Origin of the sequence: Georgenia subflava (assembly GCF_009193155.1) — a bacterium.
In the GTDB taxonomy this organism is placed as follows: domain Bacteria; phylum Actinomycetota; class Actinomycetes; order Actinomycetales; family Actinomycetaceae; genus Georgenia; species Georgenia subflava.
The window spans coordinates 309,926-322,046 of the sequence record NZ_VUKD01000003.1; the positions used below are offsets into that span (position 1 = coordinate 309,926).

The following is a 12,121-nucleotide window of genomic DNA, read 5'->3' on the forward strand; positions in this document are numbered from 1 at the left end:
GCCCGCTCACCTCGGCCCGCCCGGTCCTCGGACCCGGCGGGCCGTCGTGCGTCCGGGGCCGGCGGCCTGCCCACGCCGGCGGGCCAGACCGCGGACGGCCCGGACCAGCTGGGCGCCCCGGTGCGCGGCGCCCCACGCGGTGGTGCGCCACAGTGCCTCCACCACGATCGCCCGGCTCATCTTGGACTGGCCCTCGGCCCGCTCGACGAAGCTGATCGGGACCTCGACGATCCGGCCGCCGCCACGGTGCACCCGCCACGTCATGTCCACCTGGAAGCAGTAGCCCTGCGACTCGATGTCCGCCAGCGGCAGGGCCCGCAGCGTCGCGGCCCGGTAGACCCGGAAGCCACCGGTGGCGTCGCGCACCGGGACCCCGAGGGCGAGGCGCACCCACACGTTGCCGCCGCGGGAGAGCAGCTCGCGGTGGGCGGGCCAGTTCACCACCTCCCCGCCGGGTACCCAGCGAGAACCCAGCACGAGGTCCGGCGCGTCGCTCTCGGCGGCCCGGGCGAGCAGCCGCGGCAGGTCCTCGGGGCGGTGGCTGCCGTCGGCGTCCATCTCCACGACCAGGTCGTAGCCCCGCTCCAGCGCCCACCCGAAGCCGGCCACGTAGGCGCGCCCCAGCCCCTCCTTGGCCGCGCGGTGCAGCACGTGCACGGACGCGTCGCGGGCGGCCCGGTCGTCGGCGAGGGCGCCGGTGCCGTCCGGGCTGGCGTCGTCGACCACGAGGATGTCGGCGTCGGGAACCGCCTCCCGCGTGCGACGCAGGGCGTGCGGGAGCGCCGCCCGCTCGTTGTACGTGGGGATGATGACGAGCGTCCTCATCGGCGTCCCCTGCCCCTCGGCCGGCGTGCGCCCCGTCGTCGCTCGCGGGCCCGCCCGACGGAGGCGACGACGCCCGCCAGCACGGCCGCGGCAGCGAGGACACCGACGGCGAGGGCGGGCCACTGGCCGAGCCGGTCGGACACGGTGAGGGACGTGCGCAGCGGCAGCCGCTCGATCATCTGCTCGGCGGTGTAGTGCCCGGTGCTCTCCATCACCACGCCGTTGGGGCTGATGATGCCGCTCACGCCGACGGTGGAGACGTGGACGACGGCGCGGCCGTGCTCGACCGCCCGGAACCGGGACATGGCCAGCTGCTGGCTGGACTCCTGCGTCAGTCCGAAGGAGGCGTTGTTCGTCGGGATGACGATCAGCTCTCCCCCGGCGACCACCGACTCGCGGATCAGCTCGTCGTAGGCGACCTCGAAGCAGATCCCGACGGCGATCGGGACCGTGCGGCCGAGGCGCTCGATCTGGACGGGTACCAGTCCCATCTCGGTACCGGCCAGCATGTCGACGGTGATGAGGTCGACGGCGGAGGTGAACGTGCGGAAGAAGTCCCGGTGCGGCATGTACTCGCCGAACGGCACGGGGTGCTGCTTGGCGTAGCTCACCTGGCTGCCGGCGCCGGGCTCCCACAGGATCATCTCGTTGTACCGCTGGCGGACGTCGGGGTCCTCCGGGTCGGTGAGGTAACGCTGGGTGCCGAGCAGGATCGGGGCGCCGATGCTCTGGGCGGCGGCGTCGACCGTGGCGGCGACCTCGGCGTCGGTGCGCGGGTCGATGTCCGCGGCGCTCTCCGGCCACAGGACGAGGTCGAGCTCGCCGGGGGCGACGTGGTCCAGCAGCGCCTGGGTCCCCGCCGCGTGGTTCGCCGTGACGGCGCGCGCCTGGGACACGGCCTCGGCCCCCTGCTCGGGCACGTTGCCCTGCACGGCGCCGACGCGGATCGTGCCGGACTCGGCGCGGGTGCCCAGCGGCACGAGCCACGGGGCGAAGGTCAGGGCGGCCGCGAGCAGCAGCACCGCGCTGGCGGACCCGACGCGCCAGCCGCGCAGGTGCACCAGCGCCTGCGCGAGGAGCGCGCCGATGACGACGACGGCGGCGCTGACCAGCACGGTCGAGCCCACCGAGGCCAGCCGCAGCAGCGGGGCGTCGGTCTGGGAGAAGGCCAGCGTGCCCCAGGGGAACCCGCCGAAGGGCCACCGGGCCCGGACCTGCTCGACGGCCACCCAGAGGACCGCGACGGCGAGCACCTGGAGCACTCGGCTCCGTGCCACCGCCGGGATGCGGCGCACCAGCACCCAGGCGGCGCCGAACACCCCGACCATCGCTGCCTCGGCCACCGACAGGGCGATCCAGCCGATCGGTTCCCCGACCGCCTCGTTGGCCCACCACAGGTGGGGCAGGAAGAAGCCGAGACCGGCCAGGAAGCCGGCGAACCACCCCCACGGCACCGAGTCGCGCCGCAGGGCCAGGAGGATCAGCGCGATTCCGACGTAGGCCATCGGCCACCACGACTTCGCCGGGAACGCCGTCTCCGTGGCGAGCCCGCCGGCGACGGCGAGGAGCACGGTCCACCGGCGTGAGGGGAAGGGGCGGGGCACCTGCCCAGTCTAGGTGGGGCTCGCACGGGTCCGGCCCGCGGCCGAGAGCGCTTGCAGCGACAGACCCGCGTACCCTTCGGACCGGACGGGCCGCGGGGCGGCGCCGCCCGTTTTCTATCGGGTACGCGGGTCTGGTCACTGTGATCCCGAGAGCCGGTCGACGCGCAGCGGTGGGCCGCTACGGGTGGCCTGCTCGCCGGGGGACAGGGCACGAACCTAGCGCCACCCCGGGGACCTTTACAAGCCGTTGACTGTGCAGGTCAACGGCGTTCCTGCTGGTCAGCCGCGATTACCGAATCCAGATGTCCCAAAACTTTCCCGGCGTGTCGCGAGGGTGTGTCGGGCTGGTGGGGCGGGTGTGACGCCCCTCACACGCTCGACCACGCCACGACGCCGCGCCGCACCAGGCCCATCGCCTCGTGGGCGCGCACCGCGAGCGCCCCGCTCGGCGCGGCCGACGCGAGCTGGTCGAGGACGTCGAGGACCTGCTTGCACCACCGCACGAAGTCGCCGGCGCCCAGGTCTGCCGCACGCAGCGCGTCCGCCAGCGGCGCGCCGCCGGCCCAGAGGTGGACCGCGGAGACGAGGCCGAGGTCCACCGGCTCGGTGGGCGCCACGCCGTGCAGCCGCTCGAGCTCGGCGAGGTCGTCGCCGATGCTCGTCGTCGCCGCGAGAGCCTGGCCCAGCTGGCCGTGCCGCCCGCCCGCCAGCGGACCGAGCGTGCCGGGCTCCGGGCTGCGCGCCTGGTAGACGGTGGTGGAGACGACGGCGGCGAGCTCGGCCGCGCTGAGCCGGTCCCAGGCGCCCGAGCGCAGGCACTCCGCCAGCAGCAGGTCCTTCTCCGCGTACAGGCGTGCCAGCCAGCGGCCGTCCTCGCTCACCTCCGCGGCGCCCGGCTCCCCGGTGAGGTAGCCCAGCTCGTTCAGCACCGCGCAGACCTTGTCGAAGTCCTGGGCGATCGTCCCGGTGCGGCGCTGGATGCGGCCCAGGAGCTCCTCGTGCTCGGTCGTGGCGTGCTCCCACCGCACCGCCCACCGGGCGTGGTCCTCGCGCTCGGCGCAGCCGTGGCAGGGATGCGCCCGCAGCGCCTCGCGCAGGCGGGACAGCTCGGCGTCACCGCCGGCGACGGACGGCGTCCCACGGCGCGCGGTGCGCCGCTCCCCCGCCGGCTCGGTGCCCAGGCGCCCCTCGGCGAGCGCGTTGCGCAGCGAGGAGGCGAGGTCGCGCCGCTGGGCCGGGTTGCGCGGGTTGAAGTTCTTCGGCACGCGGACGCCGCCGACCACCGACACCCCGTGCGGGAGCTCGGCCTGATCCATCGTGCGGACCTGCCGCTCGTCGGTGAGCAGGCGCAGCGACGGTCCCTCGAAACCGCCGTCGAGGCTCTCGAGCACGACGGCGTGAGCGGTGCGCCGCCCGCGCGGGTAGGCCACCACCTGGCCGCGGCGCAGTCCCTCGAGCGAGCGGCGCACGGCCTGTCGTCGATCGGCGGAGCGCTCGCGGGAGAGGTCGGCCTCGCGGTTCTTGATCTGCCGGCGCAGCTCGGCGTACTCGGTGAAGTCGCCCAGGTGGCAGGTCATCGCCTCGGCGTAGCCCGCTACGGCCTCGGCGTGCTTGCGCGCCTGCCGCGCGAGGCCGACCACGCCGCGGTCCGCCTGGAACTGGGCGAACGACGTCTCGAGCACCTCCCGCGCCTGCTCCTGGCGCATGGTGCCCAGGAGGTTGACCGCCATGTTGTACGTCGGGTGGAAGGCCGAGCGGAGCGGGTACGTCCGCCGGGAGGCGAGACCGGCCACCCCGACCGGGTCGACCTCGTCGGTGTACAGCACGACGGCGTGGCCCTCGACGTCGATCCCGCGGCGCCCGGCCCGGCCGGTCAGCTGGGTGTACTCCCCCGGGGTGAGCTGGACGTGCGCGGAGCCGTTCCACTTCACCAAGGACTCCAGCACCACGGACCGGGCAGGCATGTTGATACCCAGCGCCAGGGTCTCGGTGGCGTAGACGACCTTGACGAGCCCCGCCGTGAAGAGCCTCTCCACGGTCTCCTTGAACACCGGCAGCAGGCCGGCGTGGTGCGCGGCGACGCCGTGCTCGAGCGCCAGGGACCACGTGTCGTAGCCGAGGACGGCGAGGTCCTCGGGCGGGATGCCGGCGCCGGCGTCCTCGACGACCTCCCGGATGATCGCGGCCTCGGCCGCCGTCGTCAGCCGCGTGCCGGCGGCGAGGGTCTGCTGGACGGCGGCCTCGCAGCCGGCGCGGGAGAAGATGAAGACGATGGCCGGCAGCAGCCCCTCGCGGTCGAGTCGCTCGACGACGACCGGGCGCGGCGCCGGCCGGACCCGGGCCGGGAAGCGCCCCGAGCCGCCGCGACCGCCCTGGTGCCGGTCCTGGCCGCGCCCGCCGTGGCCCCCGCGACCGCCGCCGCGCCGGCCCGAGCCGCGCCCCGTCCCGGCGTGCCCGCGGCCGCGGCCCGGCAGGTCCCGGGCGCTGCCGGTGCGCTGGGCGCGGCGGATCGCCTCGACGAGCTGGGGGTTCAGCGGCGGGTCGACGCCGACGTCGGTGGGGTCCACGTGCGCGGAGTACAGGTCGAGCAGCCGGCTGCCGACCATCATGTGCTGCCACAGCGGGACCGGGCGCCGCTCGGTGACCACGACCTCGGTGTTGCCGCGCACCATGGTCAGCCAGTCGCCGAACTCCTCGGCGTTGGACACCGTCGCGGACAGGGAGACCACCTGCACGGCGGCGTCCAGGTGGATGATGACCTCCTCCCAGACCGGCCCGCGGAAGCGGTCGGCGAGGTAGTGGACCTCGTCCATGATCACGAAGCCCAGGCCGGCGAGGGTGTCCGACCCGGCGTAGAGCATGTTCCGCAGCACCTCGGTGGTCATCACCACGACCGGGGCGTTGCCGTTGATCGTCGTGTCGCCGGTGAGCAGCCCGACCGCTGCCTTGCCGTGCACGGCGACCAGGTCCACGTACTTCTGGTTGCTCAGCGCCTTGATCGGCGTGGTGTAGAAGACCTTGCGACCCGTGGCCAGCCCCAGGTGCACGGCGAACTCGCCGACGACGGTCTTGCCGGCGCCGGTGGGCGCCGCCACCAGCACGCCGTGCCCGGACTCGAGCGCCTCGCAGGCGCGCACCTGGAAGTCGTCCATCTCGAAGGCGAGACGACGGCGGAAGGCACCCAGCGCGCTGCGCTCGGCCTGCTGTCGTCGGCGTGCGGCGGCATAGCGTTCGGCCGGGGAGCTCATCCTCCGAGCGTACGGGCCAGCACGCCCACCGCACGCGGGTGCAGGTCGCACTGCAGGGGCAGCGCGTCCAGGCGCTCGCCGTCGGCGAAGGCGACCGGAGGCTCGCCGCCGGCGGAGGGCAGCGGCTCGACGAGCACCGAACGCGCACGGCGCACGTGCACCGCCGGATGGCTCAGGTGCGTGCCGCGGTAGACCCGCGGGAAGATGCGGAGCAGCTCGGACCGGGTGAGCCCGTCGGCGATGACCACGTCCAGCAGGCCGTCGTCGGGCTCGGCGTCGGGGGCGATGTGCATGCCGCCCCCGAACCGTCGGATGTTGGCCACGGCGACCAGCGTCCCGGGGCCCTCCCACACCTCGCCGTCCATCGTCACGCGGTACCCGTACGGCTCGAACGAGCCCAGCTCGGCGAGCAGCGCCCGCACGTACCGGCCGCCCCCGGGTGGCCAGGTCATCCGGTTCGCGCGGTCGTTGACGGCGGCGTCGATCCCGCACGAGAAGACGGCGAGGTACCAGTGGTCGGGCAGCTCGCCGGGGCGGGAGACGGCGACGGCGTCGAGCATCCGGGTGCCGGCCGCCCCGGCGGGCGGGCCGCCGGGCGTCGGGGACGCCGACCAGGCGGCGGCCGCCAGACCGTCGCGGATCACCGCGACCGAGGCGTCGACGTCGTGGACCGGCAGAGCGAGGTCGCGGGCGACGTCGTTGCCCGAGCCCACCGCGACGATGCCCAGAGGCACCCCGGTGCCCGCCACGACGTTGACGCCCAGGTGGGCCATGCCGTCCCCGCCGACGACGACGAGGGCGTCCAGGCCCTGGGCGAGGCCGGACCTCGCCCGCGCGACGGCGCTGTCCAGGTCGGCGCCGGAGAGGTCCACCGCGCGCAGGCCGGCGGCGGCGAGGCCGCCCAGCACCCGGTCGCGGACCTTGCCGCCGCGTCCGGTGCCGGCCGTCGGGTTGACCACCAGGCCAACGCGGCCCGTGGGGCGCCGGTGCGAACCCGGGAGCGTCATATTCCGAGGGCGGCGTCGTGCGCGGCCCTGCGCCGGGCGACCTGCCGGTCCCGCACGAAGCAGATGCCGACCGCGAGGAAGAAGAGGAGAGAGATCGCGCCGCCCATGATGACCATCGACCAGGCGTCGGGCAGCGGGTTCGCGATCGCGGTGAAGGCGAACGCCGCGAGCACCGCCCACCGCCACGCCTTGAGGTAGGTGCGGCCGGAGACGACGCCGAGGAAGTTCAGGCCGACCATCGCCAGCGGCAGCAGGAACGCGATCCCGAAGACGAGGATCACGCGCATGAAGAACGCGAAGTACGTGCGCGCGTCGAGCAGGTTCAGCGCCTGGGTGGGGGTGAAGGAGGTGAGGATCTGCACCGCGTGCGGCAGGACCCACCAGGCGAGGGCTCCGCCGCCGACGAAGAGGGCGGCGCCGGCCAGGATGAACGAGATCGAGTACACCCGCTCCTTGCGGGTCAGGCCCGGGGTGACGAACATCCACAGCTGCCCGATCCACCACGGGCTGGTGAGGAAGAGCCCGAGGAAGATGGCGACCTGGATCCGCAGGTCGAAGGCCTGCCCGACGGTCGTGAAGTTGAGGCTGCCGATCGCCTCGAGCGGGGCGACCATCTCCTCGAAGAGCGGCTCGTACAGGAACCACCCGCCGACGGCACCCACGAGGATGCCCGCTGCGGCGAGCATGAGGCGTCTGCGCAGCTCACGGAGGTGGTCCCCCAGCGGCATCCGCCCCTCGGGGTCCTTCTTGCGGGAGCGTGCGCCTTTGTCAGCGCGCACGCGTCAGGACTGCGGCGGCTGCCCGGAGCCGTCCCGGGGCTGGCCCGGCTGGTCCGGGCTCTGTCCCTGCCCGGGCGCGGGTGGTGGCACGGGCGGCTCGTACTGGCCGTGGCCGGGCTGCTGTCCGGGCGGATTCTGGGACCCGGGCGTCGGCGGCTGCTGGGCGCCGGGGTAGGGCGGGTAGGTGGTCTGCTGGGGCGGCTGGCCACCGGTCGCGGTGTACGAGGAGGTGTCGGCGTCGTCGTCGCGCAGCTCCTTGACCTCCTTCTTGAAGACCTTCATCGACTTGCCGATGTTGGAGGCGATGTCGGGAAGCTTCGAGGCTCCGAAGATCAGGATGATCACCAGTACGAGGATGATGATGTGCGAGGGCTGCAGGCCATTGCGGAACATCGGTGACACCTTCAGTCGTTGGAGGACGTACGGTGAGGATACCCAACGGGAAGGCCCTTACCGACAACCGTGGGGCGACGGCGGCCGTCGGCTTGCGCGAGACGGACGGTTAGAAGAGGCGGGGCGGGATGAGCGGCTCGCGCGAGACGGACGGTTAGAAGAGGCGGGGCGGGATGAGCGGCTCGAGCACGGTCGGGGCGGGATGAGCAGCTCGGGCGCGGTCGGGCCGTGGCACCGGGGCGCGCTCGAGGTGACCGGCCACCGTGGCGCTCGCGGTCACGTGGTGGAGAACACCGTCGCCTCGTTCGTGCGTGCGGTCGAGCTCGGTGCGACCACGCTCGAGCTGGACGTGCAGGTGACCGCCGACGACCAGGTCGTCGTCTGGCACGACCCGGTGCTGCTGCCGGGCAAGTGCCTCGACACCGCTCCGGCCGTGCCCGCCGACCCCGCCTTTGCGTACGTCGGCCGCAACCTGGTCGAGCTCACCACGGACCAGCTCTCCACGGTCGACGTCGGGAGCCGGACCCAGGCCGAGTTCCCGCTCCAGGAGGCACGGCCAGGTGCCCGCATCCCGCTGCTGACCGAGGTCCTGCGGACGGTGCGGGAGGTCTCGCCCGACGTGTGGTTCCTCGTCGAGCTCAAGCTCGACCCCACCCGCCCGGAGCTCGGCGTCGGCCCGGCCGAGATGGTTCGGGCCGTTCTCGCCGCCGTGACCGCGGCCGGCGCCGAGCACCGGGTCGTGCTGCAGTCCTTCGACTGGCGGGCGGTGGCCGAGGCTGGCCGGCAGGCTCCGGACCTGCCGCGTGCGGCTCTGGCCGTCGACGGGCTCTCCTTCTCCCCCGGCAGTCCGTGGCTCGGGCAGATCCGGTTCGAGGACCACGGCGGCGACCTGGTCTCGGCGGCCGCGGCTCTCGGCGTCGGGGCGATCACCCCTGCCTGGGCCACCCCGTACGGCGCCACCAGCACCACCGAGGGATTCCGGCTCGTGAGCGACCACGCCTTCGTCGAGCGGGCCCACGCGGCCGGCCTGGCCGTCGTGCCGTGGACCGTCAACGACGAGGCGGACCTCGAGCTGGTGGTCGGCGCCGGCGTCGACGGCGTGATCACGGACTATCCCGACCGCGCGGTGCGGGCGGCGGGCCGGCTGCTCGATCCCCCCGGGGCTCTCGGGGGATGACCAGCCCGTGACGCTCGCGACGGCGTGCGCGCAGGTATGAGAGCCGGCGGGGGTGTGGCGCGGCCGTGCGGTGCTGGCCGGCGGGGTTGTGGCGCGGCCGTGCGGTGCTGGCCGGCGGGGTTGTGGCGCGGCCGTGCGGTGCTGGCCGGCGGGGTTGTTGCGCGGCCGTGCGGTGCTGGCCGGCGGGGTTGTTGCGCTGCCGTGCGGCGCTGGGCCGGCGAGGTTGTTGCGCGGCCGTACGGCGTCCGCCGCGCTACCCGGCCACGTCGGGGGTGAAGGTCTCCTGGAGCAGGCCCGCGGCGCGCCAGCGGGCCGCGGAGCGGTCGAGACGTCCCTGGCGCTGCCGGGCGCGGGCGGCCTTCACGCGCTCGCGGGTGCGGCGGGCGGTCTCCAGCGTGCGGTCCTCGCCCAGCGCGCCGGGGACGTACCGCTGCGAGGCGGTGCTCTGGTCCTCGTCAGCGGCGCTCGAGAGCCGCTCGGCAGCTTCGCCGAGGCCCGCCACCTCGCGACCCAGCGCCTTGACCTGGCGCCAGAGCCGCAGCACGAGCAGCGCCCCGGCGCCGAGCGCACCGAGGACGAGAAGGATCCAGATCAGCCACCACACGGGCTCAGGATAGGTGGTCGTACGCGTCGAGGGCGCGCCGCGCGCGGGTGGCGACGTCGCGGGCGAGCTCCGTGGGCGCCACCGCGCGCACCGACTCCCCCAGGGAGAGCAGCAGGTTGGTGACCCAGGCCGGGTCGCCGGCCCGCAGCACCACCCGGAGGTCGCCGTCGGGCAGGTCGGTGACGGACTCCACGGGCGCGTGCTCGGCCACCCACCGCGCCTGCGACGCGAGCTCGAGCGTGACGGTCCGTCCGTCGCCCTCCCAGCCGGTCGCCGGCCCGCTCACGATCTCGGGGTGCTCCGCCGCCCCCTCGTCCAGGACCGCCAGGTCGAGGATCCGGTCCAGCCGGAAGGTACGGGCTCCCTGGGCGCGGTGGCACCACGCCCGCAGCGCCCAGGTCACACCGTCCGAGCGCAGCTCCACCGGGTCGACGTCGCGCTCGGTGACCACGTCCGCGGCGGAGACGTACCGCAGGTGCACGCGCCGTCGTGCCTCCACGGCGCCCTGCAGCGTCGCGAGGGTCGCGGCCGGGGCCTCGGCGTGCACGCGGACCTCCACCGAGGCGGCCTGCTCGGCAGCCCGGCCGGTGGCGGCCGTGAGCTTCCCCAGGGCCGACTCCAGGGCGCCGGCGCCGGGGTCGAGGCCCGGCTGGCGCTCGGCGAGCTCACGCAGGGAGCGAAGTGCCAGCAGCAGGGCCAGCGCCTCGGAGCTGGACAGCCGCAGCGGCCGGTCCATGCCGCGCGCGTCGGTCAGCGTCAGCCGGCCGTGGTCGAGAGCCTCGGCCGAGAAGTCGATCAGGTCGTCGGGGAGGTAGCCGGGCGTCCCGGAGACCCAGAGGAGGTTGACGTCCGCGAGCACCTGGGCCTCGGTCGCGGAGAAGTGCTCGGCGACGTCGGCGACCGGGGCCCCGGGGTGCTCGTTGAGGTAGGCGACCAGGGCCAGCAGCCGGGTGACCCGCTCGGCGGTGTTCTCAGCCATCCGACCCGCTCCCGTCGAGAGTGGCCGCCGCCCGCAGCCGGCGCAGCACCGCGGTGCGCAGGTCGGCGGGCTCGAGCACGAGGACGGCCTCGGCGTAGGCGGCGATCTCCTCGGCGAGGTCCTCCAGGTCGTAGAACGGCACCACGACGATCTCCCGGTCGGCCAGCGGGCCGGGGAGCCCGGCCACGTCGTCGCCGTCGGGCTCCGAACCCGCACGTGCGCGCAGGGCGGCGGCGCGGCCCGGCAGCACGGCCAGCCGCGCGGTGCCGGACACCGGGCGGGCGCCCCCGACCAGCGCGGCGACGTCGACGTCCACGGGCACGTCGAAGGCCTCGGCGCTGCCGGTGGGTCGCACCCGGCCCTGGATGCGGGAGAGGCGGAAGGCGCGCGGGGCCGCCCGGTCGACGTCCCGGCCGACCAGGTACCAGCCGCGGTCCTGGCTGAGCAGGCGCCACGGCTCGACCCGCCGTCGGGTGAGCTGCCCGGTGCTCGCCGCGCGGTAGGTGAAGGTCACCACCTGGCGGGTGTCGATCGCCTCGAGCAGCGGGGCGAACGAGGCCTCGGGGCCGCGGACCCGCAGCGCGAGGCCGGCGTGCGCGGCCGGCTCCGCGGCCGGCCCCACCGCCCGCAGCTTGGTCATCCCACGCCGCGCGGACGAGCGCAACGAGGCGTCCTGCCACAGCTCGGCGGCCAGCGACAGCACACCCACCTCGGCGGGTGTGAACGCGACCTCCGGCAACGTGTAGCCGGCCGTGTCGATGCGGTACCCGACGTCGTCCTCGTGCACCTGGTCGTGCTCGACGACGAGCGGCACCCCCATCTCGCGGAGCAGGTCCTTGTCGCGCTCGAACATCCGCTCGAAGGCCGCGTCGCTGGTGGCGTCGGTGTAGCCGTTGACCCGCTCGCGCACCTGCTGCTTGGTCATCCACCGGCGGGTGTGCGAGAGCGCGATCACCAGGTCGAGCAGCCGCTCGGCCGCCTGTACGCGCTGTGCCACGTCCCCACGCTACCGGGCGTCAGGCGCTGCTCGTGGCGCCACGCAGGCGTCGCAGCGCGAGCGCGGTCGCGACGGCGGCCTCCGCCGCCTCGGCGCCCTTGTCCTCCGCGGACCCCGGCAGCCCGGCGCGGTCGAGCGCCTGCGCCTCGTCGTCGGTCGTGAGGAGGCCGAACCCGACCGGCACGCCGGTGGTCACCGCGACGTCGGTGAGCCCCGCCGTCGCGGCCTGGCAGACGAAGTCGAAGTGCGGCGTGCCACCCCGGACGACGACGCCGAGCGCGACCACCGCGTCCGCCCCGCCCCGTGCGGCCGCCGCCGCGACGACCGGCAGCTCGAACGAGCCGGGGACGCGCACGACCGTCGGGGTGACCTTGGCGCGCGCCAGCGCGCGTGCGGCGCCGTCCAGCAGGCCGTCCATCACCTGGGTGTGCCACTGCGCCGCCACGACTACGACCCGCAGGCCGGTCCCGTCCACGGTCAGCGCCGGTGCTCCGGCTCCGCTCATCTG

At 74.8% G+C, this 12,121-nt stretch carries 11 protein-coding genes; 1 reads left to right on the top strand and 10 read right to left on the bottom strand.

Translation table 11 applies throughout. The features are described from left to right. Positions 1-6 precede the first annotated feature (6 nt). The 6 genes from GD748_RS11500 to tatA form a co-directional block, all read right to left on the bottom strand. Positions 7-825: a polyprenol monophosphomannose synthase gene (locus GD748_RS11500; RefSeq protein ID WP_152195345.1), complete on the bottom strand. Its 819-nt coding sequence runs from the start codon at positions 823-825 to the stop codon at positions 7-9. Continuing rightward, on the bottom strand, positions 822-2,429 hold the full coding sequence (gene lnt / locus GD748_RS11505) for an apolipoprotein N-acyltransferase (RefSeq protein WP_152195346.1): 1,608 nt from the start codon (positions 2,427-2,429) through the stop codon (positions 822-824). The genes GD748_RS11500 and lnt overlap by 4 nt, the downstream gene beginning before the upstream one ends. Positions 2,430-2,797: 368 nt before the next feature. Then, positions 2,798-5,677: a DEAD/DEAH box helicase gene (locus GD748_RS11510; RefSeq protein ID WP_152195347.1), complete on the bottom strand. Its 2,880-nt coding sequence runs from the start codon at positions 5,675-5,677 to the stop codon at positions 2,798-2,800. Further along, positions 5,674-6,636 (bottom strand): diacylglycerol/lipid kinase family protein, encoded by a 963-nt coding sequence (locus GD748_RS11515; protein WP_264372479.1) that lies wholly within the window; start codon positions 6,634-6,636, stop codon positions 5,674-5,676. Before GD748_RS11515 ends, GD748_RS11510 begins: the two co-directional genes overlap by 4 nt. A gap of 44 nt (positions 6,637-6,680) precedes the next feature. Beyond that, a complete protein-coding gene (tatC, locus tag GD748_RS11520; RefSeq protein WP_226921229.1) occupies positions 6,681-7,463 on the bottom strand; it encodes a twin-arginine translocase subunit TatC in 783 nt (260 codons plus the stop codon). A 3-nt stretch (positions 7,464-7,466) separates the two neighbouring features. Then, a complete protein-coding gene (tatA, locus tag GD748_RS20140; protein WP_152195349.1) occupies positions 7,467-7,856 on the bottom strand; it encodes a Sec-independent protein translocase subunit TatA in 390 nt (129 codons plus the stop codon). A gap of 202 nt (positions 7,857-8,058) precedes the next feature. On the opposite strand from tatA, the gene GD748_RS11530 reads away from it, so the two are divergent. Then, positions 8,059-9,033, top strand: coding sequence for a glycerophosphodiester phosphodiesterase family protein (locus GD748_RS11530; RefSeq protein WP_152195350.1), 975 nt, complete (start codon positions 8,059-8,061; stop codon positions 9,031-9,033). 253 nt (positions 9,034-9,286) lie between these two features. On the opposite strand, the gene GD748_RS11535 is transcribed toward GD748_RS11530, so the two are convergent. Genes GD748_RS11535 through ribH form a run of 4 tightly spaced genes read right to left on the bottom strand, consistent with a single transcriptional unit; the run spans position 9,287 to position 12,118 of the window. Continuing rightward, positions 9,287-9,637, bottom strand: a complete 351-nt coding sequence (locus tag GD748_RS11535; protein WP_152195351.1) for a hypothetical protein — start codon at positions 9,635-9,637, stop codon at positions 9,287-9,289. A 4-nt stretch (positions 9,638-9,641) separates the two neighbouring features. Further along, on the bottom strand, positions 9,642-10,616 hold the full coding sequence (locus GD748_RS11540; protein WP_152195352.1) for a helix-turn-helix transcriptional regulator: 975 nt from the start codon (positions 10,614-10,616) through the stop codon (positions 9,642-9,644). After that, complete coding sequence (locus GD748_RS11545; RefSeq protein ID WP_226921231.1) at positions 10,609-11,613, bottom strand: helix-turn-helix transcriptional regulator; 1,005 nt, start codon at positions 11,611-11,613, stop codon at positions 10,609-10,611. The genes GD748_RS11540 and GD748_RS11545 overlap by 8 nt, the downstream gene beginning before the upstream one ends. A 19-nt stretch (positions 11,614-11,632) precedes the next feature. Next, complete coding sequence (ribH, locus tag GD748_RS11550) at positions 11,633-12,118, bottom strand: 6,7-dimethyl-8-ribityllumazine synthase (protein ID WP_152195353.1); 486 nt, start codon at positions 12,116-12,118, stop codon at positions 11,633-11,635. Positions 12,119-12,121 lie beyond the last annotated feature (3 nt).